The 23510-nt window shown below is 52.0% G+C and carries 23 protein-coding genes and 1 tRNA gene; 17 read left to right on the top strand and 7 right to left on the bottom strand.

The annotated features are described in order from the left end of the window. Window positions 1–87 precede the first annotated feature (87 nt). Complete coding sequence (locus ACZ5CE_RS05355) at window positions 88–267, bottom strand: hypothetical protein (protein WP_464576777.1); 180 nt, start codon at window positions 265–267, stop codon at window positions 88–90. A gap of 313 nt (window positions 268–580) precedes the next feature. Here ACZ5CE_RS05355 and ACZ5CE_RS05350 point away from each other — a divergent pair, with 313 nt between their 5' ends. Together ACZ5CE_RS05350 and ACZ5CE_RS05345 are read left to right on the top strand one after the other, a co-directional pair. Continuing rightward, the gene (locus ACZ5CE_RS05350; protein ID WP_464576776.1) at window positions 581–862 is read left to right on the top strand and encodes a hypothetical protein; all 282 of its coding nucleotides are present in this window, start codon (window positions 581–583) and stop codon (window positions 860–862) included. Window positions 863–1259: 397 nt separating this feature from the next. Next, a complete protein-coding gene (locus ACZ5CE_RS05345; protein ID WP_464576775.1) occupies window positions 1260–1823 on the top strand; it encodes a hypothetical protein in 564 nt (187 codons plus the stop codon). 127 nt (window positions 1824–1950) lie between these two features. Here the strand turns inward: ACZ5CE_RS05345 and ACZ5CE_RS05340 are convergent, their stop codons facing one another. After that, the gene (locus ACZ5CE_RS05340) at window positions 1951–2211 is read right to left on the bottom strand and encodes a hypothetical protein (protein ID WP_464576774.1); all 261 of its coding nucleotides are present in this window, start codon (window positions 2209–2211) and stop codon (window positions 1951–1953) included. Window positions 2212–2908: 697 nt separating this feature from the next. On the opposite strand from ACZ5CE_RS05340, the gene ACZ5CE_RS05335 reads away from it, so the two are divergent. From ACZ5CE_RS05335 to ACZ5CE_RS05285, 11 genes are all read left to right on the top strand, one after another. Next, entirely contained in the window at window positions 2909–4246 is a 1338-nt protein-coding gene (locus tag ACZ5CE_RS05335) for a tyrosine-type recombinase/integrase (protein WP_464576773.1), read from the top strand. Further along, window positions 4243–4914, top strand: coding sequence for a hypothetical protein (locus ACZ5CE_RS05330; protein ID WP_464576772.1), 672 nt, complete (start codon window positions 4243–4245; stop codon window positions 4912–4914). The genes ACZ5CE_RS05335 and ACZ5CE_RS05330 overlap by 4 nt, the downstream gene beginning before the upstream one ends. Continuing rightward, window positions 4887–5273 carry a helix-turn-helix transcriptional regulator gene (locus tag ACZ5CE_RS05325; RefSeq protein ID WP_464576771.1) on the top strand — a complete coding sequence of 129 codons (387 nt, stop codon included), beginning with the start codon at window positions 4887–4889 and terminating at the stop codon, window positions 5271–5273. Before ACZ5CE_RS05330 ends, ACZ5CE_RS05325 begins: the two co-directional genes overlap by 28 nt. Then, on the top strand, window positions 5270–7201 hold the full coding sequence (locus ACZ5CE_RS05320; protein ID WP_464576770.1) for a phage/plasmid primase, P4 family: 1932 nt from the start codon (window positions 5270–5272) through the stop codon (window positions 7199–7201). The genes ACZ5CE_RS05325 and ACZ5CE_RS05320 overlap by 4 nt, the downstream gene beginning before the upstream one ends. Before the next feature lie 33 nt (window positions 7202–7234). Then, window positions 7235–8542, top strand: a complete 1308-nt coding sequence (gene istA / locus ACZ5CE_RS05315) for an IS21 family transposase (RefSeq protein ID WP_464575911.1) — start codon at window positions 7235–7237, stop codon at window positions 8540–8542. Further along, entirely contained in the window at window positions 8539–9321 is a 783-nt protein-coding gene (istB, locus tag ACZ5CE_RS05310) for an IS21-like element helper ATPase IstB (RefSeq protein WP_464575910.1), read from the top strand. The genes istA and istB overlap by 4 nt, the downstream gene beginning before the upstream one ends. Window positions 9322–9379: 58 nt before the next feature. Beyond that, the gene (locus ACZ5CE_RS05305) at window positions 9380–9922 is read left to right on the top strand and encodes a phage/plasmid primase, P4 family (RefSeq protein WP_464576769.1); all 543 of its coding nucleotides are present in this window, start codon (window positions 9380–9382) and stop codon (window positions 9920–9922) included. 172 nt (window positions 9923–10094) lie between these two features. After that, a complete protein-coding gene (locus ACZ5CE_RS05300) occupies window positions 10095–10442 on the top strand; it encodes a hypothetical protein (RefSeq protein ID WP_464576768.1) in 348 nt (115 codons plus the stop codon). A gap of 8 nt (window positions 10443–10450) precedes the next feature. Next, on the top strand, window positions 10451–11056 hold the full coding sequence (locus ACZ5CE_RS05295) for a hypothetical protein (protein ID WP_464576767.1): 606 nt from the start codon (window positions 10451–10453) through the stop codon (window positions 11054–11056). A 65-nt stretch (window positions 11057–11121) separates the two neighbouring features. After that, window positions 11122–12231, top strand: coding sequence for a hypothetical protein (locus ACZ5CE_RS05290; RefSeq protein WP_464576766.1), 1110 nt, complete (start codon window positions 11122–11124; stop codon window positions 12229–12231). A gap of 701 nt (window positions 12232–12932) precedes the next feature. Continuing rightward, a protein-coding gene (locus ACZ5CE_RS05285) for an IS3 family transposase (RefSeq protein ID WP_464574421.1) occupies window positions 12933–14161 on the top strand; the annotation gives its coding sequence in 2 pieces (ribosomal slippage) (window positions 12933–13209 and window positions 13209–14161; 1230 coding nt in all). A 172-nt stretch (window positions 14162–14333) separates the two neighbouring features. Here ACZ5CE_RS05285 and ACZ5CE_RS05280 read toward each other — a convergent pair. The 3 genes from ACZ5CE_RS05280 to ACZ5CE_RS05270 all read right to left on the bottom strand — a co-directional run bounded on the left by ACZ5CE_RS05280 (window position 14334) and on the right by ACZ5CE_RS05270 (window position 17153). Then, on the bottom strand, window positions 14334–15440 hold the full coding sequence (locus tag ACZ5CE_RS05280; RefSeq protein ID WP_464576765.1) for a translation initiation factor IF-2 associated domain-containing protein: 1107 nt from the start codon (window positions 15438–15440) through the stop codon (window positions 14334–14336). Window positions 15441–15953: 513 nt separating this feature from the next. Then, window positions 15954–16030, bottom strand: a tRNA-Arg gene (locus ACZ5CE_RS05275). A 112-nt stretch (window positions 16031–16142) separates the two neighbouring features. Beyond that, the gene (locus tag ACZ5CE_RS05270) at window positions 16143–17153 is read right to left on the bottom strand and encodes a zinc-dependent alcohol dehydrogenase family protein (protein WP_464576764.1); all 1011 of its coding nucleotides are present in this window, start codon (window positions 17151–17153) and stop codon (window positions 16143–16145) included. Window positions 17154–17352: 199 nt separating this feature from the next. Between ACZ5CE_RS05270 and ACZ5CE_RS05265 the strand changes: the two genes are divergently transcribed. Then, window positions 17353–18108, top strand: coding sequence for a DUF4336 domain-containing protein (locus ACZ5CE_RS05265; RefSeq protein ID WP_464576763.1), 756 nt, complete (start codon window positions 17353–17355; stop codon window positions 18106–18108). Window positions 18109–18495: 387 nt separating this feature from the next. Here the strand turns inward: ACZ5CE_RS05265 and ACZ5CE_RS05260 are convergent, their stop codons facing one another. Beyond that, window positions 18496–19224, bottom strand: a complete 729-nt coding sequence (locus ACZ5CE_RS05260; RefSeq protein ID WP_464576762.1) for a flagellar brake protein — start codon at window positions 19222–19224, stop codon at window positions 18496–18498. A 171-nt stretch (window positions 19225–19395) separates the two neighbouring features. On the opposite strand from ACZ5CE_RS05260, the gene ACZ5CE_RS05255 reads away from it, so the two are divergent. The 3 genes from ACZ5CE_RS05255 (at window position 19396) to ACZ5CE_RS05245 (ending at window position 22520) form a co-directional block, all read left to right on the top strand. Beyond that, complete coding sequence (locus ACZ5CE_RS05255) at window positions 19396–21189, top strand: sensor histidine kinase (protein WP_464576761.1); 1794 nt, start codon at window positions 19396–19398, stop codon at window positions 21187–21189. Between the two features lie 31 nt (window positions 21190–21220). After that, the gene (locus tag ACZ5CE_RS05250) at window positions 21221–21877 is read left to right on the top strand and encodes a response regulator (RefSeq protein WP_464576760.1); all 657 of its coding nucleotides are present in this window, start codon (window positions 21221–21223) and stop codon (window positions 21875–21877) included. 181 nt (window positions 21878–22058) lie between these two features. After that, window positions 22059–22520 carry a hypothetical protein gene (locus tag ACZ5CE_RS05245; RefSeq protein ID WP_464576759.1) on the top strand — a complete coding sequence of 154 codons (462 nt, stop codon included), beginning with the start codon at window positions 22059–22061 and terminating at the stop codon, window positions 22518–22520. A 325-nt stretch (window positions 22521–22845) separates the two neighbouring features. Here the strand turns inward: ACZ5CE_RS05245 and ACZ5CE_RS05240 are convergent, their stop codons facing one another. Next, a complete protein-coding gene (locus ACZ5CE_RS05240; RefSeq protein ID WP_464576758.1) occupies window positions 22846–23286 on the bottom strand; it encodes a YchJ family protein in 441 nt (146 codons plus the stop codon). Between the last annotated feature and the right edge of the window lie 224 nt (window positions 23287–23510).

The raw sequence follows: 23510 nt of genomic DNA, 5'->3' as shown, positions 1-23510 counted from the left end.
CCGGGCCACCAGGGGTATCAAGGGGGAATATCCATAACGTCAGGGGTTCTGCCCATCTGCCTATAGCCGGGGCGGGTGTCGGGATTATCAGAACTGGATGTCGTCCGGAATACTGATACGGCTCCCGCGAAAATACCGATCCTCCTCGCGTTCCGCATCATCGACTCTGATCGATGCCTGCATTTTCCACTGAATCAGCGCGTACTCCTCGGTCTCATTCTCCGGCACAACGTTCAATACACCGCCTGTCGTTATGAATGCCTTCATTTTATTTCCCCCTATCCCGGTTCCAGAGTTTATCATTCATATTCCGCATGAACTATCTCATGCGTATAGCCAACATAGACCATATGTATACAGCTCATGTGAGACGAGACTGGGCAATTTCCGTAAAGCACGGCATATGCCAGAATATGTCATTCGCCTAATTAGCCTGACTGGAATTTGCTGCGGACTTGCCGGGATATGCCCAGCCTGGGATCAAGGAAGCCATTTACTTCTCTTTATACGGCGGTATAGTTGCACGTTACACCATTGTTAGTGGGAAGAACACACCTGCAAATAATCAATATTTGATGAAATGAAAATTCCCTTTCCTGAAGACCACCATTTCTCATTGCTGGAATGGGTACAGAATTCCTCGACAGACGGGAATATGGAATTCGACTGGTCACTTATCGAAGATGTCTGTGCCGCCAGCGGGATGGACATGGAGGAATTTCTGGATCCCCGCGAGCACGATGCCGCAGCGCTCATACATGAGTGGTACGCCGAACATCGGGGACGAGGTGGCGATCCCGATCCTATCATGGAAGATATTCTTACCGCAGCGAAGATCGAAGAAGCGTTAGGGAAGCGCTGAATAAATCTCCGCTGGCGCGACGGTGGCTTTGCGGGATGGGATGCGCGAAAGGCGACGACGCGAATGGTTGATCCCCTTCGCTAGGAGCCTGACAAGGCAGACCACCCGCAAATCCCCGTCCCATAAGGGTTGCGGTAAAATCGGGCACTCATGGCGTTGCGCTCCTTGGCATCGTAGTCCAAGCTACGACCTGCGTCGCGCGCCTTATGATCATCCCGATTTTACCAGCAACGCGCTCAGCGAGGATTTGTTCAGCGCTTCCTTAAGTAATTCGAATAAGGACAATGAGGATAAAAAAGACTGAATAACAAGCCCTGGCAATTAGAAAGAAGATGCCATGAATAAAACTGGCGGGAATAAATATTTCCCCCTCGGCCGTCAATAAAGGAGATGCGCAGTGAGCGAGCCCGAACTTCCACAGGGGCAAACCGATGAAGGCACGGAAGCATTTTTTGGCGCCGACACCATAGCGTCTGGCGTGATCGCCGCACTGATAAAACAGTATGGGCCAAAGTCAGCTGAAGCGGTATATAAGGCGATAAAGGGCGATGATGTCGTTTTTTTCAGGATATTTGCAAGCTGGCAGGATAGCGAAGGCTATTGCATCCGGCTGGGATTGGAGAATTTGCTCCCCCACGGGGTTTATATTGAAAACATCAGGACAGTAACTCCAGATGATCTTCCGATGAAAGTATTAAAAGATAGCATAAGCTTTGGAGAGGGCAGCGGGGAACAAAGCCGATCGTTTGAGCCGATTTTGCTGCCTCCATACGGACCGGCCGGCGCATCCAAGACAGTATGGTTGCGAATTCAGGACCACGCGTTGAAGCTCCAGAATAAATCCCATGTCAAACTGCAATTCAAGTTGGTTAGACTGGATGAGGTAATTGATGTAGACAAGGAAATCAGATCCTTGACGGTAAGAATTCGGCATCTCAATAATTCCGCCGGCAGCTATTGATACCCTCTCATTCTCAACTCATGGGAATGGATGAACCCATCTTCAGTCCCGGATGCTTGCCTGCGGCAGATAACATCATCACCAGGATAGGGCTCTGCCCAGGATGAGTTTGTAGTTGGTTATTTCATCACGCAACTTTCTTGTCGGGGCTCTTGACCTGTTTTACTTTTGTTTCGACAGCAGACGACGTTCGTCCAAGGATTTGAGCAAGCCGCCTGAGAGGGATTTCCTGGCTGATCAGGTTTTTCAATAATTGGACCTGCTCCGCCGTCCAGGGAGTACCGTAGTTGCGGTATTCCTCCCTCCTGTCGGATAGTCTTCGCCTGTCCTCGACTCGCCGTTCTGGCTCATGATGCGCGGCATCGTTCTTACGTCTATCTTGAGGCATAACTCGTCTCCTTATCCGTTAACGCTCAACCCTTTCTATTGATGGATTTATTGTATAAAAATTAAGAAGCGCTGAAAACAAAAACCGCTTGGTATTGTGAACACGTAAGCAGCTGAATCTACAGATGAGTTATGACACACCCTGCAGGATTCGAACCTACAACTCCTTGGTTCGCAGCTATGTGGTTTTCGCCCTCGCCTTCCTATTCCTCCTCTGCCTTCCTGGCATTTGTCGCCTTCGCCCCCGCAAGAGGCAATCCAGACATTCCTTACTCTCGCCTGGGGAGGTATGCTGTTTTCGGTTATTTGGACATTAGTGGGAGGATAACTATCTGGGCTCCTGGCTTTGAGCAAGTCTGTCCTGCCGCTTCGCATGAATCAATAGACTTTACATCCGAACTCAGCGCAAGCAAAGAAAAACCGCTTAGTGGTTGCACACATAAGCGGCTGAATCTACTAAGGAATTATGGCGCGCCCGGCAGGATTCGAACCCACTACCCCTTGGTTCGTAGCTAGGTAGATACCTCTCTCACATTGTATCTTGCGGTCTCCCCTTATCCCATTACTGTAAACTAAGTTACGGTAATTATTGAATATTTCTTATTGCTCCGTCTCATACTGTAGCGTAAAATATCATCCTATCCCATCAATTTGTTGGGCACTTTGTTGGGCACTTTTTTTGAAGCGCAAGTGGAGGAATGATGCCAAAGCTAACGGTAAAGCAGCTGGAAGCACTTACGGCGCAGGACGCGGGTAAGAGAATATCTGACGCGGAAAGCCTATACGGCACGGTTAAGGTGCGCACTGAAGGGATTAGTGTGCTGTTTCGCTGGCGCTATCGCATCAACGGAGCCCATAAAGACTTTACCTGCGGCACTTGGCCTAAAGTCTCGCTAGCAAAAATTCGCGATAACCTGAATGAGGCGCAAAAATTACTGAAAGGGGGGAAAGACCCTGCCATAGAAAAGCATATAGAACGCCTCAAATCGCATGCCGACCAAGCGGAAGCCATAGATAAGGAACAGGCACGGATCAGCGAAGCTGAGGCACGCAAGGCACGTTTAGACGTGCTTGGACTGTTTGCACGATGGGAGCGGCTGGAATTAATACGGCGCAAAGACAAAGGGGCGGAAGTAAAGCGTAGCTTTGAGAAAGACGTGTTCCCGGCTATCGGTCACGTTGCTGTTGAAGATGTGACGCGTAGCATGGTAGCAAAACTCCTTTACGATGTTGTTGAGCGAGGGGCACCGATCATTGCCCGTAATCTCTTGGGTGACATGCGGCAGATGTTTGGCTTCGCCATAAAAAACGATTGGGTTGAAAATGACCCCAGCAGTCATTTGAAAAGAGATGACTTCGGCAGAAAGGTGGAACGAGAGCGGGTGCTGAGCGAAGCTGAAATCAAGGCATTGCCGGATAAATTGGCAGACGCGCACATGGCAGAACAAAATATATCTACGCTCTGGATCATGCTGTCCACATGCTGCCGAATAAGTGAGATTAGCCAAGCCCTATGGGCTGATGTGGACCTAGGTGCAGCCAAGTGGCGCATACCTCCCGAAAATGCAAAGAATGCGAAAGAGCACACCGTTTATTTGTCCTCCTTCGCTATCGAGCACTTTAATACGTTGCGGAGATTGTCTGAAGGTAGCTCTTGGGTTCTCCCAGCAAGCTATACAAATAGCCATATATGCTTGAAATCATTAACAAAACAGATAGGTGACAGGCAACGGGGGAATAAACCACCTATGAAGGGGCGAAGTGTGAATACAAACTCCCTCGCGCTGCCCGGAGGGAAATGGACCCCCCACGACCTACGGCGAACAGGCGCAACTCTGATGGGAGCACTTGGCGTACGTCCTGACGTGATAGAAAAATGCTTGAACCACGTCGAACAAAACAAGCTGGTACGCATTTATCAGCGTCAGAAACTTCAAGCTGAACAGGCTGAAGCATGGCGAGTGCTGGGAGAGCGGCTGGAACTGCTAAACCACGATATCACGAACGTAGTAAGCCTACGACAAGCCGTTGCATGAAGGACAGTAAACCAAAAGCAGAGCTAAAAATAGCTAATGCAGGTGTTCCGCAATCACTGGTCACACTGTGGGCTATAGTCTATCCACCAACACCAGAGCCCGAAGTTGTACCGGATGCCGAAGTTGTACCGGATGCCGAAGTTGTACCGGATGCCGAAGTTGTACCGGATGCCGTTTCTGAGTTGGCTGCAAAAATTCGCGATTGGATAGGGTACGATAAAGCCCGGACCCCAATGAATAGAACATTTGCAACCTTGAGGACGCGTAGCCCTCAAAAAATCATAGATATTATCCGGTGGCTGGATAATCCAGATACGCAACAGTTGTTCAACACTTCAGGGGCTTACGGAGCGAGAATAGACCTTGTCAATGCTTTGGTAAAAATTCTCTCTGGCGAAAAGGCCCACGCGGCTTTCGGTCAAAACAGAAATAAAGGGCGTCCACGACTGCCGGGTTTTACGCGGTCACGTGATGCTGCACTTTATGCAGAGTACCTTTTTCGGATAAAAGGTTATCCTTCTGACGACGCAACGTATGTAGCTGTCGAAACTTTCAATGCACGTGAAGAATTGGTCAAAGCCGAACGTATACCTCTGACAGCAGTCAGCGATTTGGACATAGACGCGCAAGCCAAGTTTTCATGCAGCAAGCATGGAATCATTCCTTAGTTCTACGTTGTCTTTCTTCAAAACTCAGCAAACGGGGGGTTACCCCCAGCCATCCTCGACTCACTCCATCGCAAGGTGTACAAAGCAAGCTCATAAGCGAGAGCATGGAGCTCTTGCAAAATCTGAGCGAGGAAAATATGGCTGTACAACACCAACAAACCAGTCGCGCCCTTCGGTTACGTAAAGTATGCGATCTTGTAGGGTATGCGCCTGCATCTATCTGGAGAAAGGTAAAAACTCAAGAATTTCCGGCACCGTTTCAGTTAGGCCCAAACGCATCAGCTTGGGACGAGAATGAAGTCTTAGATTGGCTTGAAGCAAAGAAAGCCAGCCGGCTTAGCAACGAGGCAGGGAAGTGAGCGTCCCTGCATTAATCAATCATCGTAACAACAGCGAGGCTTGTGAACCGTTCCTTCGCAGGGCGCTTCCCGGAAGTGGAAACTACAACGTCAGTGGACTTGACGCGCAAAAGAAATTTAGGTCCCAGTACGCAAACTCGGTACGCAATGCCGTAGCGAAAGCTCTTGAAGTTGATGAGGCTGGAAACGATGCCTTCTTCGCCATGGCTTCATATCGCGAACCGGGATCGCGTAAGGCTGACAATGTTTTATGGGTTAAATCCTTCTGGATCGATATTGATTGCGGCGAAGAGAAAGCGGCTGACGGAAAGGGCTATCGAACAAAAAGAGACGCTATCAAGGCATTAAATGCATTTCGCCTTGCTTACGCACTCCCAGCCCCGACAGTTGTAGATAGCGGAGGCGGACTTCATTGCTACTGGATACTGAGGCAAGATATCTCAGCCGCAGAGTGGCTTCCAGTGGCAAAGAAACTTAAGAAAATCATGGCGATGGGAGCAACCGTCCTGCTTGCTGATCCTTCCCGAACAGCGGATATTGCCAGTGTGCTCAGGCCGCCGGGCACTCGGAACCACAAACCCGGGTATAACACCCCCATTGTTAAAGTACTGCGTGAAAGTGCTGATGTTGATTTTTCAGATTTCAACGCAAAGGTAAGTGAGGCCCACGCAAAATTGCCTCTTTTACATCAGCAAAGCGGAGATTTGAGCGAGGGCTTAGGAAGGTATCCACCTCCTCCCGAAACCGTTGAGGAGATTGAGCGAGTTAAATCCATGCTCGCCGTACTATCTTCGGGTTGCGATAGAAGTACTTGGCTAAAAGTCTTGTTCGCGCTTGCATCAACTGGCTGGGAGTGTGCTCAAAATCTTGCACGCGAATGGAGCAAAGGGTCAAGCAAATATAACGAGGATGATTTCGACACCTCATGGGATTCTTATAGGCCGGACGGGGGTATTGGTCTTGGGACTCTCTTTTATCTTGCCAGAGAGAAGGAATGGGTAAGCGCAGCTAAAAATGCTGAGATTGAAGGCGCGCTAGGAGGTGCCAACGGCGATATTGTGAATGGGAAAATCTTTGCCCGACTGTTTTGTGACAGGCTTAAATTTGTGCACGAGACAAAGGAATGGCTTAAATACGAGGCCAATTCCGGCTGGGTTCTTGCACCTCCAGGGGAAGAGATTAGAGCAGCAAAAGCGGTTGTGGCGGAATTACGTAAGCACGCGGCTGAGAAATGGAAAATAGCTCCAGATGAAGCCCAAACGAAACGTCTAATGGCGCACGTCGAGCGGAGCAGTACAGAGCAAAAAATTCACGCCATGATTAACATGGCGAAATCGGAGCCTGCCATGACCGTGCGGCTATCCGAGGTGGACGCTGATCATATGCTGTTGGGAGTACCAAATGGCGTTATCGACTTACACACTCAGGAGCTAATACCCACTACTCCTGAGATACTTGTGACAAAGCGTTGCTCTGTTCCCTTTGACCCCGCCGCGACAGCTCCTCGTCTGGATGATTTTATCAAACGAATTACGGGTGGAAATACACAGCTTGCAGGATTTTTCCAACGGTTTGCAGGTTATCTCTTAACCGGGAACGTAAGTGAGCACTGTTTCGTTTTTTTCTACGGTTTGGGACGTAACGGGAAGACAACACTTGCAGAGCTTCTGTTTTGGCTTCTTGGCGACTATGCTGTCATTTTGCCTACCACCACCCTCATGCAGTCAAAACGTGACCCAAGTGCTGCCTCACCTGATTTAATGCTTCTCAAGGGACGCCGACTCGCATTGGCAACGGAAACTGATGAAAACGCTCGCTTTGCTGAGTCATCATTAAAAGCCATGACAGGCGGTGACACAATGACTGCGCGAAATCCCTATGGACTGTTTGTCATCGGTCATCCAATAATCCCCCGTTACGGTCATTGAAAAATCCCCACCTGTTTTTGTAGGAGAGAACAGATGGATACGTTATTGGAGAAAGCCGAGCGCATCATAGTCAGCATCACGGATACAGGAGAGGCCGTCATGCTGAGCAAAGAGCGCTGTGAACAGGTACGGCAGTTGCATGCCGGGAAGGTCTCGATTGCGGAGATTGGCAGGCGGCTTGATATCGACCGCAAGACTGTGCGCAAGATGGTGCGCGAGGCGGCGTGGCGGCCCTATGAGCGCGAAGCGCGGGCTGACACCTTATTGGCCCCGCACGATGCCTTTCTTCGGCGCCGGGCCAGTCAGGTGAATTATTCCGCACGGATTCTTTATCAGGAACTGCAGCGTGATTGCGGTTATAAGGGCAGTTACGAGACCGTCAAGCGGTTCGTGATGCCGCTGCGCGTGCAGGCGGATCCGGCGCAGATTTGCCAGCGGCGCTTCGAGACCGAACCCGGCCAACAAAGCCAGATCGATTGGGGGCAGATGCGTATTTATTTGCGCACCCAACCGGTGGTACTGCACGTCTTTGTCCTGACATTAGGCTACAGCCGGCGCGGCTATTATCGGGTATGCGCCAATGAGCAACTGGGCTTGTTTCTGGAAAGCCATGAAGCGGCCTTTGAGCATTTTGGCGGGCTCACCCGCGAGCACCTCTACGATCGAGCTCGCACCGTCTGCGAGCCGGTCAAGGGCGAAGGCTGGCGCTGGAATGAAACCTTCCGCTCCTTTGCCCGGCACTGGGGATTCGAGCCACGAGTGTGCGCACCCTACCGCGCCCAGACCAAAGGCAAAGTTGAATCGGGCGTGAAATATGTCAAGCGCAATTTCCTGCCTGGACGCACGTTTATCGATGTGGTGGACGTCCAGACTCAGCTTGACGAATGGACCGCCACCATTGCCGATCTGCGTGTGCACGGCACCACGCACCAGCGCCCTATCGATCGGTTCGCCGAGGAAGCCACGGTACTCTTGCCCAGTGCGGGCCACGGCTCGTTTGGCGAGCAGCGGCGTGTTGCGCGTATCGTGGCCGAGGACTACCTGGTGAGCTTCCAGAGCAATCGCTATTCGGTGCCCTTCGGCCTGATCGGCAAAACCGTCGAGGTCATTCCGGCAGGCGGCGCGTTACGCGTCGAGCATGCTGGAGTGGTGGTGGCCGAGCATCCCTTGTTGTCTGACAAACATCAGATGCGCGTCCTGCCCGAGCATGGCCCCGGGGCCGTGGCGCGCAATGGCCGCAAGCGGTTCGGCCTGGCCGGATCTGCAGAGCAAAGCCGCTGGTGGGGGCCGGCAGAGGTCGAGGTGCGCGACCCGAGCGTGTATGAAGAGGTGATGCAATGATGGCCGGACAACTTGAACGTTTGCATGAGCATATGGCGCAACTACGCTTGTTTAAAAGCCGGGACCGGCTGGAGGCTTTGTTACAGCAGGCCAGCGAGCAGGAACTGCCCTATGCCGACTTCCTTGACCAGCTCCTGGGCGAGGAAGTCGCCTCCAAGGCCGTCAGGAACATCACCATGCGCACTTCGCTGGCCAAATTCCCGTTCGTCAAGGGTCTGGACAGTTTCGACTTTACCTATCAGCCCTCGATCGACAAAAAACAGATCACGACCCTGGCCTCGTGCCACTTCATCGAGCACGGGGAGAATATCGTGATTCTGGGGCCTCCCGGCGTGGGCAAGACGCACCTGAGCGTGGGCCTGGGGATCAAGGCGATCGAGGCGGGTTACCGGGTGTTGTTTACGACAGCCGCCGCCATGATCGCCGTATTGACCAGGGCCGCCGCCGAGGGTCGTCTGGAGGACAAATTAAAGTTCTACACGGCACCGCGCTTGCTGATCGTTGACGAAATCGGCTATTTGCCCATTGAGCGCCACGGCGCCAATCTGTTCTTCCAATTGATCAGCAGGCGTTATGAAAAAGGACCGATGATCCTGACCAGCAATCAAAGCTTCGGCTCCTGGGCGGAGGTGTTCGGCGATCGCGTGATTGCGACCGCCGTGCTGGATCGAATCTTGCATCATGCCATTACCATGAATATACGAGGCAATTCCTACCGGCTTAAAGACAAACTCAAGGCGGGCCTGGTCCGGCCCGCCGAAAACCCATCCGTCGAGTGACGGCAACCCCAGGGTGGGGAAATTTAGATGACCACAACTGGGGAAATTTGTGTGACCCTTGACACTGTTTGCGAGTTGGACGCCAACACATAAGTTACTTATTGTGGGAAATCACCGCCCGGCGATCTCAGGCGGGGACTATGGAATCTGGCGAAGAGTCACGCTAATCCCCTTTAGAGAAACTATTGCCGATGAAGAATGCGATGGAAGGCTTCCAGAAAAATTGCGAGCTGAGGGGTCTGGCGTACTTAACTGGGCTTTGGACGGGCTTAGAGATTGGCAGCGGCAGGGATTGAACCCGCCCCGAGAGGTACAAGAAGCTGGGAAAGCTTATCAAGCAGACATGGATATTTTCGGCCAATGGATGGATGACCATGTAGATATCGCACCGAGTGAAAAAACATCTACAAGTGACCTGTACAAAGCATATACAAGTTGGGCGAAAGCATCAGGCTGGCTAAGACCTGCGACCCGGCAATCGTTTGGCAGGCGGCTGACCGAGCGGGGTATTTTTCTAGAAAAGGCAGGCAGTGGGACAAAATTCGCACGCGGAGTTCGGCTCAATGCAGAAGGACGATTAGCATGCATGAGCATTAATTGACCGGGGCGGATGATCTGGATGATTTACCCCCATTTTAGGAAACTTTTCTATAGCTCTTCTCATAGAGGACTTTCCGAAAAATGCCTAAAATCATCCAGAACATCCAGAAAAAAGTCACACTCATACATATCACCACAAACAGAGGATTTGGCTGAGTCAAGGAGATTGCAAAATGCAAACATGGATGGAAAAGATAAAGGCGGACGTTGCTGAGCGAGCAGCCCGGCGCGAGGTTGAAGATATCTCAGAAATGGACATGTTCAGACTGCGCACCGCACCAGTCATAGAACGGTTGCGGCGGTTTATAGAGTCGATGCCGGACGAGGAGCGCAGCACTCCGAGATCACTTGAATTTTACCGGCAGGTACTCAAGGCCAAATATCATGGGAAACATGCTCATTCAGGGGAAACAGGCGAAGCACTACGAGCCCTTGGGTATATCCGCAAGCGGGGGTGGTCAAGCGTTGAAGGCGGGTTCAGGGCTGTTTGGTATCCACCAGCCAAGCGGGAAATGGTATGAAAAATCGAATGAAACCCCTATTGGCTACGTATGACGCTAACCGGTCCACCATCGATAAAATAGCCTCCGATCGAATCGAAGCATCTGGTGAGCATGAGCGGATGTGCAAGCAGTTGGATGGCCCCGAGTTTACTAAAGCGTGGCGAAATGCTGAAATGCGAATCGTACCTGACCAAAAAACGGCAAGTCTTATTTGTCATCATGTGGCACGTGCTCAAGAGATATTGCGGCGCACCGTTACCCATTTAGATGAACCATTCATGCAAAAGGCGCAGTCTGAACCTTACCCGCGCAGCCATCGTTGCAAAATTATTCGTGAGCTTCCAGAAACCTTGTTAAGTCGACTGCAGCCGGTTTTTTCGCAAAGTGCCTTGTTCGACCCTGCCCAGGAATTCAAAAAGCAGTTTGACGGCTGGCGGAAATCGCTTGTCTCGCAACTGGATCAGGCTGAGCGAAATATCGAAAAAGGAAAGGGATATCAGATTCGCCGGTTTGAGGCATATCGGGAGATATTCGCTAGGGAATACCCGGTAATTGAGGCGTGGTTTGATGGAATTATTAAGTTATTAATTTCTGCCGAGTCTAGCGCAACATCATCGCTTAGTAGGCTCTGAAAAACGCGATATGCGGATAGTTTTTGACCCCACACCCATATCCTGTCCTCCTTCCACAGATAACTATGAGCGAAAACAAGTACACCCAAGAGATACAAAAAACGGGTTTTATTCTTGAGTACAGAATAGCGAACATCCTCCGGCAAGCAGGCTGGACGGTTATTAGTAATAAGTACTACGAAGATGATTTTGAAGGTAGCGTTAGAGAAATAGATCTGCTGGCTTACAAAGTATCGAAGGTACAACAGGTGGACGTATATACGACGCTTTTAGTAAGCTGCAAAAAAAGCGCCGCAGATATTTGGGCTTTACTCGCTAGAAAGATTAACCTTAAAGACCCAAATTCTAACTGGTGGCCTCTTCACGTGTGGAGCAACGACAAAGCGATGGGGTATGAAATTGCAAAGCCGGCCACCGCAAAAAATTATCACAACGAAATGATAAGACTTGGTGTTAAAGAAGCGTTATCCACTCCGGATTATGAGGTATTTGCCTTTCAAGAAATGAATCGGATCAGTGGCGCCCCTCACAACGACAAAAATATATTCTCCGCAGTGACGTCATTAATGAAAGCCCAAGCCTATGAGCTTGGTGCTTTATCGCAACGAAAAAAGACGCCTTCTTGCTATCAATTTAATCTCTTGTCGGTTATTGAATCCGATCTTGTTAGACTTGTTATCGACAACGATGTTATCTCTGAAGAAACAATCGAGGCTGAGCATTACATTTTTCGATACATTATAAAAAAGAACGAAACCTCTTCTAGGATACGTTTTATCACTTATGCTAGCTTTCTAGAGAAGCTAAAAGACTATGATCGCCTTCACCAAGCGAATTGCAACTGGTGTGATGCGGCTGATAAGTCGTTTTACAGTAAGATTCTAGAAGATTATAAGCGCCGAAATATTTTGATAGATGATTTTCGAGCAAAGACTAGGTGGGCAATATACTGGTTAGCCAAACAAAGGCACGGAGTGTTAATAGCGAAGGAAGATATTTCTGTTAGTTGGAGTAATGAACTTAGTTGCGCTGTCGTTTATATTGATTGTGATGAGGCTGTGATCCCAACTCTAAATGAAGATTTATCTTTACACGCCAAGGTAACAACTGGCTTTAAGGAAGTGTACCGGTACGACGGTGAATTTCGTTTTGAAGTTGACGATATTCCTTTTTAATACTATTGCGACCACCATCGACGTTTTCTGCATATTATCTACAGAATGGGTGTCATCGCGCCCATTGAGGAATTAGTGGCTGCCTCCATAACGTCCCCCTAGCGCCCCTAAATAGGAGTGTGTCCAATCTCTGTCCCTGGCAGTAGAATGAAGGCAAAAAACTATGATCCAAGCATGGTCAAGCGAAGAAGCTGGCGATGCCACATGCGAGAAATGTGGCTCAATCTACTCAGTAACAATCACTCGACTCCCCTTTAAGGACGTTGACTCCTTTAATTGTGAAGTTTGTAATCACGTAATGCGGGAATGGAAAAGCACTCGCGTTCCTGAGTACACGTTGAAAACGCCCGGGAAAAAACTACATGAATAAGATATTCCTGCCCCAGTGATCAAATCTTTCCCCTTTGCCACTGCTCAATCACGCAATCCAGCAGCCTAGCAGCATCCATTTGAGAGAGGGTTTTCTCATCGAGTATCGTTAGCCGCGCTGGGCTCGTAATCAAGCCCTTTCTGGCGAGTCTCCAATTCCACTTAATCTGTGCTTCCTTTGCCCGCTTTGCCTCCCTTTCGCGCTTGCGTTGCTCGTTAGCCTCTCGTATAACATCCAGCATCGATATCCGCACATTAATCTCCTAGTATAGTGGACCCCAGATACTGGACAGTGATTTAAGATGGTAGCCTGCTATAAAAAGGAGTAGGCAGTGAGTGAGAAGAAACGCAAGAATTTCAGTGGTGAGTTCAAGGCCAAGGTGGCGCTTGAAGCGATCCGGGGAGTCAAGACGGTAAACGAGATTGCCCGGGAGTTTGGGGTGCATCCGACCCAGGTGGGGTTGTGGAAGAAGGAGTTGCAGGGGCAGGCATCCGGGATATTCGACATTAGGCGCGGCCCCAAGCCGGTTGACCCATCCGCCAGCCCGGAGCGACTCTACTCTGAGATCGGGCGGCTGAAGATGGAACTGGACTGGCTTAAAAAAAAGTCCGGGATCAGTCTATAGGAGAGCGCAAGCGCTGGGTCAGTCCCAATGATCAGTTGGCACTGACCCGGCAATGCGAGCTGGCGGGGGTCGCTCGTTCCGCCACCTATGCACCGCACCGGGCTGTTGAACCGGACGAACAGGAATTGATCCTGTTGGTGCAGATCGATGCCGAATACACAAGGCATCCTTTTTACGGTAGCCGCAAGATGACGGTGTACTTGCGCGGCATGGGGCATCGCATCAACCGCAAGCGAGTGCAGCGGCTCATGGGCAAGCTGGGACTGGCGGGCATGGCGCCGGGGCCGAATACCAGTCGCGCCACCCAGCAGCACAAGGTCTATCCGTACCTGCTGCGCGGGGTAGAGGTGACACGGCCCAACCAGGTGTGGAGCAGCGATATTACTTATCTTCGCCTGGCGCGGGGATTTGTGTACCTGGTAGTGGTGATCGACTGGTACAGCCGCAAAGTTCTGACGTGGCGCGTGTCGAACACGTTGGATAGCGGGTTCTGTGTAGACTGCCTGGAGCAGGCATTGCAGACCTGTGGCCCCCCCGAGATATTCAATACCGATCAGGGCTGCCAGTTTACCTCAGAGGCATTCATCAGAGTGCTCAAGGCGCATGGTATTGCCATCAGCATGGACGGACGCGGACGGGCATTGGATAACATCTTCGTGGAACGGCTCTGGCGCAGCGTCAAGCACGAGGACGTGTATTTGAAAGGGTATGCCACCGTGCCTGAACTGCTGCTGGGATTGACAGAATACTTTGTGTTTTACAACACGGAAAGATCACACCAGTCGCTGGACTATCGCACGCCCAACGAGGTCTACCAGACAGCAAGGGGCGGCGGGGCAAGAATTGTGGATAAATTCAGTGAGCGAGAAACATCTCACTCAGAAACCGAATCGGAGCAGCGCCGTTCCGCTGCATGTGATCAGCTACCCTCTTAAACTCAACCTGATATTGTCTTGACTGAGGGGTCCACTTTATAGTTTAGGTAGGCGGGAACACCCCGATCACAAGTAGATAGTTTAAATAAGTCTCACGGATGAGCAAGAGATTATTTGCTCATGTACAGGAGTCATGTAGGCGATTCTTGTACGGCGGTCCTGTAATGCCGTGTCATGCCTCACTCAAACCGGCTGCCAAAACCGCAGCCTTCTGACTTAAATTCTTTTCCCTCAGTTCGGCAACTTGTCGTGCGATCAGCTCAGCCTGCTTCCTTGCTTCCTCTTGACGCAAATGCTGTACGGCATCTACTACCGGCGCGAGAACCGGGGCTGGCGCTAAAGGCACGAATGCAGCCGGCTCGGCCTTCTTGGCTAAATCACCTCTGACAATAACACGCGTCTTGCGAACCTCCACCTGGATACTGCGGGGACGCCCGGTGCTATCCGATTTGTTGATTTCAGAAGTCTGGCGCCGTGGCAGAGAAATCTTGCCTTTTTCATCCTTCGCGCCATGGATTCCGCGCAAATACTCAAGGAGTTGAGTCTTATCTGTCTCAGTCAGGCTATCCTTGGTCTGATGCTTGCTGACGCCGGCAGCCTTCAATTGCTCAAGCAATACTGCCGAGAGTACGCCGAGTTCACTCGCAAATTTTGCGATCGTAAGCGCGTTTTGCGAGTTTCGGGAAATTTCAGTTTGTTGGTTCCGTTGTTTTACTGAGATAAATTTAGCTGCTACTGCCCTTTCCACCGCACTCACCGCTTGTGTCAAACTACAACTGAAAATCTCATTGCACAGCACTTCTGATCCACTCTTAAAATAGCTTCTTCCCTCTGCTCGAAAACTATGAAGAGCTTGGTGCGTTTCGCTTTCAACCCGGCCCGCATGGTCACATTTGCATGACCAGTGAAACCTCCAATCATTGATACCGCCGTACCTATCTGAGTTAATCTGATCGATTCGAGATTGAACGGATGATGCTGTTGATCCTATTTTTGTTAGGTTATTTTTTGCCGAGTGAGCAACATAAACTTCGCCCGGGTCATTATATCTCGCCTCATAACCAAGGTTTGCAGGGCTACACTGAACGCAATGACCAGACTTTTTCCTGAGTGAATGCCCTCGTTTACAGGGTGTCACGCCCATAGCAACAACATAGCCTCCATCAGCCATTCTCCTTTGATACAGTGATCTGGGCATACCTGTAGCATCGAGAACACGTGAAAGCGGCAGGTTGTAATGTTCCAAAAAGTCCAACTGATCTTTGGTCAGTTTTGTCATTCTCTCCCCTTAGATAGCAGTCGATACAAGTGTTAGATTTCGCTGTAGAAGTTATGGCGCCATTCAAGCATTAATTATGCCAAGGCAACCTAATCTCATGGATTCAAGCTATTACATATTCGCCCTTGTAACTGCTGTAATAAATTTCGACGCAATCAGGGCGCTCCCTACTTCGAGTGCTCCATCACGTAATTAAATATGCTATTGTCATATATCTGAAAATGACTTGTGCTCTATGAGCAATACTTCAACCCAGGCGGGGGGTATCAAGTCCGTGGTCCCACCCCACCCTCTCTAAATCTCATGACTTGGAGTAACACAGCTAATACACACACTCGCTTAACTTCCAATCAAGTAGAAGACCAAGCTGTAACACAACTATAAGACCTGAGTGTGTGACTACAATACCCTTGCAGCCAGCCAATCTGTTGGGCACTTTGTTGGGCACTTTTTGAGATGGTGGCGGAAGAAAAAGAAAAAGGAGTTAGACTTTCATCTAACCCCTTGATTTTATGGCGCGCCCGGCAGGATTCGAACCCACGACCCCTTGGTTCGTAGCCAAGTACTCTATCCAACTGAGCTACGGGCGCTGAAGACCGATTAAAAGCTGTTCCAGACAGCCGGCCAATTATAACAGACTGGGGCATATTCCACGCAAGGCGCAGCCGGCAACGAGGATATTTTTGGAATTCCCATGCTTTTTCATTTCCCGGGAATAAGTACTGCCGCGCCCGTCAGCTTTCCTTCGCGCAGCCTTGTCAAGGCCACGTTCGCTTGAGGCAGAGAAAAAGATTCGGTGATTACCTTGACGGGGATTTGCGGCGCCAGCGCGAGAAACTCTTCCGCATCGCGCCGCGTCAGATTGGCGACCGAGACCAGCCGTTTTTCCCGCCAGAGAATGTCGTAGGGAAAGGCCGGGATATCGCTCATGTGGATGCCTCCGCATACCACGGTCCCGCCGGGCCGGATCGCGCGCAGTGCCGCTGGCACCAGCGCGCCCACCGGCGCAAAAATGATCGCGGCATCGAGCTCTTCCGGCGGCATGGTATCCGATCCGCCCACCCACGCCGCCCTCATCCTGTCGGCAAAATTCTGCGCCGCCACATCGCCGGCGCGGGTGAAGGCAAATAACTCGCGACCTTGATAAGCCAGTATTTGCGCCACGATATGCGCGGCCGCGCCAAAGCCGTAAATTCCCACTCGCTCGGCTTCTCCGGTCATTTTCAGCGCGCGATACCCGATGAGGCCCGCGCATAGCAGAGGGGCTGCTTCGACATCGCTATAGATGTCCGGAATGCGAAAACAATAGCGTGCATCCGCGACAGTATAACCGGCATAACCACCATTGATCTGATAGCCGGTGAATCTGGCCTTCGGGCACAGGTTCTCCATGCCATTGCGGCAATACCGGCATTCGCCGCACGTCCAGCCCAGCCAGGGAATGCCGATACGCTGCCCGATGGAAAAACCATCCACATCGGCACCGCACGCCTCCACCCTGCCCACGATTTCGTGCCCGGGAATAATGGGCAAATCCGAATTGGGCAGTTCTCCATCGATCACATGCAGATCCGTGCGGCACACCGCGCAGGCCGCTATCTTCACCAGCAATTGGCGCGGACCCGGCTGGGGCCGGGGGATGGTACGCAGCTCCACGGGCTGCCCGGGCTCATCCAGCACCATTGCCTGCATGGATATTGTTTGTTCAATCACGATGGCAGCGTCAGCGGCGACAAAACTTATTGGAGATTAATTCGTCCATATCAATACCTGGCAGCGTTGACCCGGCAGCAAGGAACCTACTCTCAAAACAGACGAAATGGCAAGAGTTCCGTAAGCAACATGCCGCAGATTTCCGGCTTGTTTTTTCCAACATTTCCCTTTGAGCTTTTACTTTTGATGATTGGGAATTATGGATCACCGTAGCCATGGCGTCTATCCGCCGCTTAACGTTATCAAACCGGTGACGCAAGACCTCTGGATTGTCGATGGCCCAATCATCCGGTTTGGCCTGCCCTGGCCCAAAATGCGCTTTCCGACCAGAATGACGATAATCCGCCTTGCTTGCGGCGGGCTGCTGATCCACTCCCCCACCTGCCTGACTCCCGAACTAAAAACAGCGGTGGAAAAGCTGGGAGCTCCCCGCTGGATTGTCGGTCCGAACCGTATCCATTATTGGTGGATTCCCGACTGGAAAAACGCTTATCCGACGGCGACAGTTTACCTCGCTCCACGCATAAAAGAACAAGCACGGAATCGTATCGATTTTGATTTTACCGGACTGGATGATGATCGTGGCTATCCCTGGGATAGGGAAATCGCCACGCTCCCTGTCAGAGGAAAATTCATGACGGAGATCGAGTTCTTTCACTATCCAAGCCGGACGCTGCTTCTAACAGATCTCATCGAGAACTTCGAACCGGAAAAACTCGACTCTTTCCTTCTGCGCTGGTTGACACGCCTGGGCGGCGTGCAGGATCCGGACGGCAAAACGCCGCGCGATATGCGCCTGACTTTTTCCGGTAAGGAATTAAGGAAAGCCGTTCAAAAAATGATTCAATGGGATCCGGCACGAATTATTCTTGCCCATGGCAGGTGGTATGAAGAGAACGGGACACTTGAATTGCGTCGCGCGTTTCGATGGTTGCTTGATAAATCCGGTGTCTAGGGAAGCGCTGAACAAATCCTCACTGAGCGCGTTGCTGGTAAAATCGGGATGATCATAAGGCGCGCGACGCAGGTCGTAGCCGGGACTACGATGCCAAGGAGCGCAACGCGGTGAGCACCCGATTTTACTGCAACCCTTATGGGGCGGGGCTTTGCGAGTGGTCTGCCTTGTCAGGCTCCTGGCGAAGGGGATCAACCATTCGCGTCGTCGCCTTTCGCGCATCCCATCCCGCAAACCCACCGCCGCGCCAGCGGAGATTTATTCAGCGCTTCCCTAGAGTAAATTCCTTTTTCAGGTCTTCCCTGATGGGCTTCCGTATATGTCAAACTTTCGCTGCCTCCCCGACAGAGTCGGAGGAACTCTCACGCATGTTCAGGATGACTGCAATCACTGCTTTCTTCTTCGCTCCTGCTCCAGCTTGTTCACGTAGCGCTGAATAAGGGACAATGTAGTTTCCGGAATATCCACATACGCGCATCGCGCGCGCTGGCCGTTTCCTTCGGCAATTTCCGAAACATGCTGTACCTGCAGGTTGACCTTCGCAGTGCCCACTTCCGGCAACGTCACCAGGCAATCGCGGTAGAGGGCGCCTACCTGGAAACCCACCTTTGACCGGGAATCGATCATCGCCATGCCGCCGCCACCGATATCGGATACGATGACTTCCACCCTGATGGATTGGTTTACCACCCGTTGGGATCCGGCTAGCAGAATCGTGCATTTCACCAGGGGAACGGCCGGAACAGGGATGCGGTAATGCTCTCTCCTCTGGAAACGCAATAGTATTTGGGGAACAAGAGCAAGAAAAGCGTCTCGTCCTTCGTATTCGATTTTTTCAAACCCCTCGCAGGTAAACTCGATTTTTACCTTTTCCAGATAGGCCACCATGTGAATCGCATCGGCTTCGAGTACCTGCTTGTTGATCGTCTCATCCGGACCATAGTCCAGCACCATATCGCCATTTTCTCCATCGATGTCGATAATGGCGGTAGGAATCTGATATCCGCCAAAATGGCAGGTTACCAGGCAATTGCTCTGCATCATGGCCCGGAGTATGGAAAGTATTCCCGCCCGTGAATGGATACCGTATTTTTCGTCGTCTTCTTCTTTCAACATCGGTTTGTCAGCTGTTCATAAAAATTTGTATGTACACCATTTTCAGCCAGGTGACAATCACCCAGCATATAATAGATTCGTCGAGCTCGTCGCGACAACCCTGCTACCCGTGACCGGGCCGAAGGCGGGTTGAATCACAGATCGACGAGATGGACAAAACCAGGAGTCTCCATGCCCATAGAAACGAACCAGCCCGAGGATTTCTGCCGGCGCCCGGCCGAGGAACCCGCAAACTCCGGAGGCAGGCTGCACGAACGCTTGAAAGAAATAACCTGCCTGTACGAGATTCGCCGCGGCATGGGACAGGAACTCTCCCTGGAAGAAGTCAGCCGCCATGTCTTTGCCCACCTGATCCCGGCAATGCAGTTCGCCGCGATTGCAACAGCGATGATAGAACTCGAAGGCGAGCGCTTCACTTCAGGAAACCATGGACAGGGACTCACGCACGAACTGCGATCGAAGATCAGCGCCAATGGCAGGATCTGCGGCCAACTGCGCGTATTCTATCCTGAAGACAAGCCGTTCCTGCTACCGGAAGAACAGCGGCTCATCGACGCCATAGCGAGCAACCTGGAGATATGGCTCGAGCGCAAGCAGATCGACGAGGCGCTGCGCGAGCGCCTGAAAGAGATTGTGTGCCTCTATGAAATCCGCCGGGGAATGGGACTGGAATTATCTGTCGACAGCGCCTGCCAGCATATTTTCGAATACCTGATACCGGCCATGCAGTTTCCGGAAATCGCCACCGCCGTGATCGAGCTCGATGGCAGGCGCTTCAACTCCGATAATCATGGAAAAGGCCTCACGCACGAGCTGCAATCGGAGATCCGCGTCAATGGCAAGACCTGCGGCCAGCTGCGCGTATTCTACCCGGAGGACAAGCCGTTCCTGGTTCCCGAAGAGCAGCGGCTGATCGATGCCGTGGCGAGGGATCTGGAGATATGGCTCGAGCGCAAGCAGATCGACGAGGCGCTGCGAGAGCGCCTGAAAGAGATTGTGTGCCTCTATGAAATCCGCCGGGGAATGGGACTGGAATTATCTGTCGACAGCGCCTGCCAGCATATTTTCGAATACCTGATACCGGCCATGCAGTTTCCGGAAATCGCCACCGCCGTGATCGAGCTCGATGGCAGGCGCTTCAACTCCGATAATCATGGAAAAGGGCTTACGCACGAACTGCAATCGGAAATCAGCGTCAATGGCAGGCCTTGCGGCCAGTTGCGCGTATTCTACCCGGAGGACAAGCCGTTCCTGATTCCCGAAGAACAGCGGCTGATCGATGCCGTGGCGAGGGACCTGGAAATGTGGCTCGAGCGCAAGCGCCTGGAGCAGGCCCTGGTTTCCATAGCTGAAGAACAGCAGCGGCTCATCGGACAGGAATTGCACGATAATCTTGGGCAGCAGATCGCGTCGATAGGCTACCAGGCCAAGGCCCTCGAAAAGAAGATAGCCGCATGCGGAAGTGTGGATGCCGCAACCATCGCCGCCTCGATCGCGTCCCAGGCGCAGGTCGCAGTGATGCTATGCAAACAGATCGCACAGGGACTGCTCCCGTTCGAACTGGAAACCAACGGTCTTACAGCCGCGCTGCAGGCGTTTGCATCGAGAATCGCGGCCACCTACAAGATCACTTGCGATTTCGTGTGCAAAAATGGCGTGATCATCAGGGATAATGATTCTGCACTCAATCTCTACCGGATAACCCAGGAGGCGGTCAATAACGCCATACGCCACGGCGGCGCGAACCATCTGATCATTTCACTAGCCTCGAGTGAAGGGATATTGCGCCTCTCCATATGCGATAATGGCAGGGGTTTTGCAGGCACCAGCGCAAAAAACGGCATGACACCGGGAATGGGCATAAAAATCATGCAATATCGCGCCCGTCAGTTCGGGGCGACGCTAGCCTTTCTCAAGCGTCCCGAAGGAGGCGTGGAGGTGCGCCTGGAAATGCGAACCGACTGAACATAGCGTCCAATATATCGTTATGCCAACCATGCCAACCATGAAATCAAAAGTGATGCTGGTGGACGACCACGCCATGTTGCGGCATGGCATGGCAATGCTGATCGATCTCGAACCCGATATGGAGGTGGTGGCGGAAGCTGGCGACGGCGATGAGGCATTGGCCATGCTCAAGTCCGGGCCTCCACCGGATATCGTGCTGATGGACGTATCCCTCAAGACCCTTTCGGGATTCGAAGTGATAAGAAGCCTGCACAACCTCATTCCCAACCTGCCCGTACTCGTTGTTTCCATGCATGATGAAGGCGCCTATGCCCAGCGCGCCTTGCGGGGAGGCGCCCGCGGCTATGTAATGAAGCAGGAACCGGGCGACGTGCTCGTGACAGCCATACGCGAAGTGCTAGCCGGGAATGTCTACCTCAGCAAGCAGATGCAAGCTCGCATGCTGAACCGGGTTGCGGGTGGAGGCTCGCAATCCGAACCGCTGATCAACAGCCTGACCCCGAGCGAATTTGAAGTGCTGCATCTGATCGGAGCAGGGCACAGCAGCCAGGAAATCGCCAAGCTGCTCAGCCGCAGCATCAAGACCATTGAAACGCACCGTTTCAACATCCGCTCCAAGTTGAATCTGAAAGATGGCGCCGACCTGATAAGGTACGCCACTCAGTGGAGCGCCGAGGAGCGCTAGGGAGGCGCTGTTCAACTCTTCTCCTGGGTTGGAAAATTCCTCATCCAGCTTTATCCACTTCTGCAATAAAAATATGACCTAAGGGAAACCCTTAGCATAAAACCAGGGTTTCCCCAATATACTGATGGTATTGGCTCGGGTAGGATGCAATCACGTCATTCTATTTGGGCTCATTACTATCATGAAAGCAAAAATAGGAAAATTCGTCGCAGCCATATCGATGGCAGGTCTTCTTGCCTCCTGCGCGCAAACGGGTGCGCTCGAAGTGCATAACGCCGAACTCGACCAGGCTGCGCAGAGCGCCCGGACTTACGCCGATCATGATCGCCTTGCGAAGCAGTATAAGAACAATGCCCGGCAATTGCTGGTGAAAGCGGATGAGCAGAAGAAGCTGCTGTCGCAATACCAGGAAAAGAGCTACATGTATGGCCGTCAGGCGCAGGACCTGCAGTCCCATACCACGGCCTTGCTGCATAAATACGAGCGGGCCGTGGAGAGCAATATACAGCAAGCCGCTTATCATCAGAAAATGGCGGCGGAACTCGCAAAGGGCGATTACGCCACCGAGCGCAGCGAACGGGAGAACAAAGCCAAGGCGCGCGCAAATCCTACGGACTGGAACTCGGGCTCCGGCAAATTATGATTCTCGATCTGTAGCAGTCTGAATCACCAAGCATAACGGGCCATATATGGCCCGTTATGCTTTTCGGCAGGCCTTTCCAACGCGCCCCGGGACGCAAGGATCGACCCTCGATCGCCCTTGGGGTTGCTTACTCTTACTGTTTACGACGGTCGCCTATCACTTCTGTCGATTTTCCTCCGGAAAACACTGCTCAGCGTTTCCCGCAGCTCTTCTGGTGGGGGCGGGTTTCCGGCGTGATCCATTCAGCCTGAATCCGGCAGTTGGACAGGGTGGAGGGTGCGGTTTATGGAGTGCGGGGCAAGGCGCATCGCTGCCGGATTCAGGCTCAGCCATCCCGGATATCCCCATCAACGTACAGCCATTGTCCGGCATCGCGCACGAACCGGCTGACCTCGTGCAAACAGTACGCCCGACCGGCTACCTTGTATCGCGCCACGAATTCCACCAACGCCCGATCCGGCTCCGGTTGCTCATGCCGCCTTATTTCCAGACCCAGCCATTTTTGACCGGCTTCATCTGCCAGTTCGAGCGAACCCGGACGGGTTTCCGGATGCCACGTTTGCAGCAGATAATCTTCCCGGCGGAGCGCATATGCAGTATAGCGCGACCGCATCAGTGCTTCCGCAGTGGGAGCAGCCTCCCCATTTTCCAGGTAGCGGCCGCAGCAGCTGGCGTATTCCTTGCCAACCCTTGTGCAAGGATCATGCCGTCTCGCACCCGACGGCTTGCTTCCGGTTTCCGATTGGCTGCAGGGACAACTTGCCATTTTTGTTACTTATAGGTAGTAATCGCGATTTATCCAAATAAGATATCAGATCAATGCGCGTAGCGGTCGAAAATCCTTTTGCAGGCGCCCGAGAAATTTTGTTCCGTCCTCGCTGGCTTCCGAAATGAATTTTTTGGTGCATCGATGACTGTTTCTCTGGATCTTGTGATTAACGATTGGTATATGTCCTCCGAAACACTGAAAAAGAAGAAGACTTATCACCT

This window comes from Nitrosospira sp. TNL200 (assembly GCF_055386305.1).
This window is presented reverse-complemented; position numbering and strand designations above follow the sequence as displayed.

What these genes read in the sequence shown, in the direction of transcription:
- ACZ5CE_RS05340 (WP_464576774.1), bottom strand. Translation starts at nt 2,211, where the DNA reads ATGCCTCAAGATAGACGTAAGAACGATGCCGCGCATCATGAGCCAGAA.
- ACZ5CE_RS05350 (WP_464576776.1), top strand. Translation starts at nt 581, where the DNA reads ATGAAAATTCCCTTTCCTGAAGACCACCATTTCTCATTGCTGGAATGG.
- istA (WP_464575911.1), top strand. Translation starts at nt 7,235, where the DNA reads ATGGATACGTTATTGGAGAAAGCCGAGCGCATCATAGTCAGCATCACG.
- ACZ5CE_RS05255 (WP_464576761.1), top strand. Translation starts at nt 19,396, where the DNA reads ATGCCCATAGAAACGAACCAGCCCGAGGATTTCTGCCGGCGCCCGGCC.
- ACZ5CE_RS05335 (WP_464576773.1), top strand. Translation starts at nt 2,909, where the DNA reads ATGATGCCAAAGCTAACGGTAAAGCAGCTGGAAGCACTTACGGCGCAG.
- ACZ5CE_RS05355 (WP_464576777.1), bottom strand. Translation starts at nt 267, where the DNA reads ATGAAGGCATTCATAACGACAGGCGGTGTATTGAACGTTGTGCCGGAG.
- ACZ5CE_RS05295 (WP_464576767.1), top strand. Translation starts at nt 10,451, where the DNA reads ATGAAACCCCTATTGGCTACGTATGACGCTAACCGGTCCACCATCGAT.
- ACZ5CE_RS05240 (WP_464576758.1), bottom strand. Translation starts at nt 23,286, where the DNA reads ATGGCAAGTTGTCCCTGCAGCCAATCGGAAACCGGAAGCAAGCCGTCG.
- ACZ5CE_RS05290 (WP_464576766.1), top strand. Translation starts at nt 11,122, where the DNA reads ATGAGCGAAAACAAGTACACCCAAGAGATACAAAAAACGGGTTTTATT.
- ACZ5CE_RS05250 (WP_464576760.1), top strand. Translation starts at nt 21,221, where the DNA reads ATGCCAACCATGAAATCAAAAGTGATGCTGGTGGACGACCACGCCATG.
- ACZ5CE_RS05260 (WP_464576762.1), bottom strand. Translation starts at nt 19,224, where the DNA reads ATGTTGAAAGAAGAAGACGACGAAAAATACGGTATCCATTCACGGGCG.
- istB (WP_464575910.1), top strand. Translation starts at nt 8,539, where the DNA reads ATGATGGCCGGACAACTTGAACGTTTGCATGAGCATATGGCGCAACTA.
- ACZ5CE_RS05300 (WP_464576768.1), top strand. Translation starts at nt 10,095, where the DNA reads ATGCAAACATGGATGGAAAAGATAAAGGCGGACGTTGCTGAGCGAGCA.
- ACZ5CE_RS05330 (WP_464576772.1), top strand. Translation starts at nt 4,243, where the DNA reads ATGAAGGACAGTAAACCAAAAGCAGAGCTAAAAATAGCTAATGCAGGT.
- ACZ5CE_RS05325 (WP_464576771.1), top strand. Translation starts at nt 4,887, where the DNA reads ATGCAGCAAGCATGGAATCATTCCTTAGTTCTACGTTGTCTTTCTTCA.
- ACZ5CE_RS05245 (WP_464576759.1), top strand. Translation starts at nt 22,059, where the DNA reads ATGAAAGCAAAAATAGGAAAATTCGTCGCAGCCATATCGATGGCAGGT.
- ACZ5CE_RS05265 (WP_464576763.1), top strand. Translation starts at nt 17,353, where the DNA reads ATGGATCACCGTAGCCATGGCGTCTATCCGCCGCTTAACGTTATCAAA.
- ACZ5CE_RS05280 (WP_464576765.1), bottom strand. Translation starts at nt 15,440, where the DNA reads ATGACAAAACTGACCAAAGATCAGTTGGACTTTTTGGAACATTACAAC.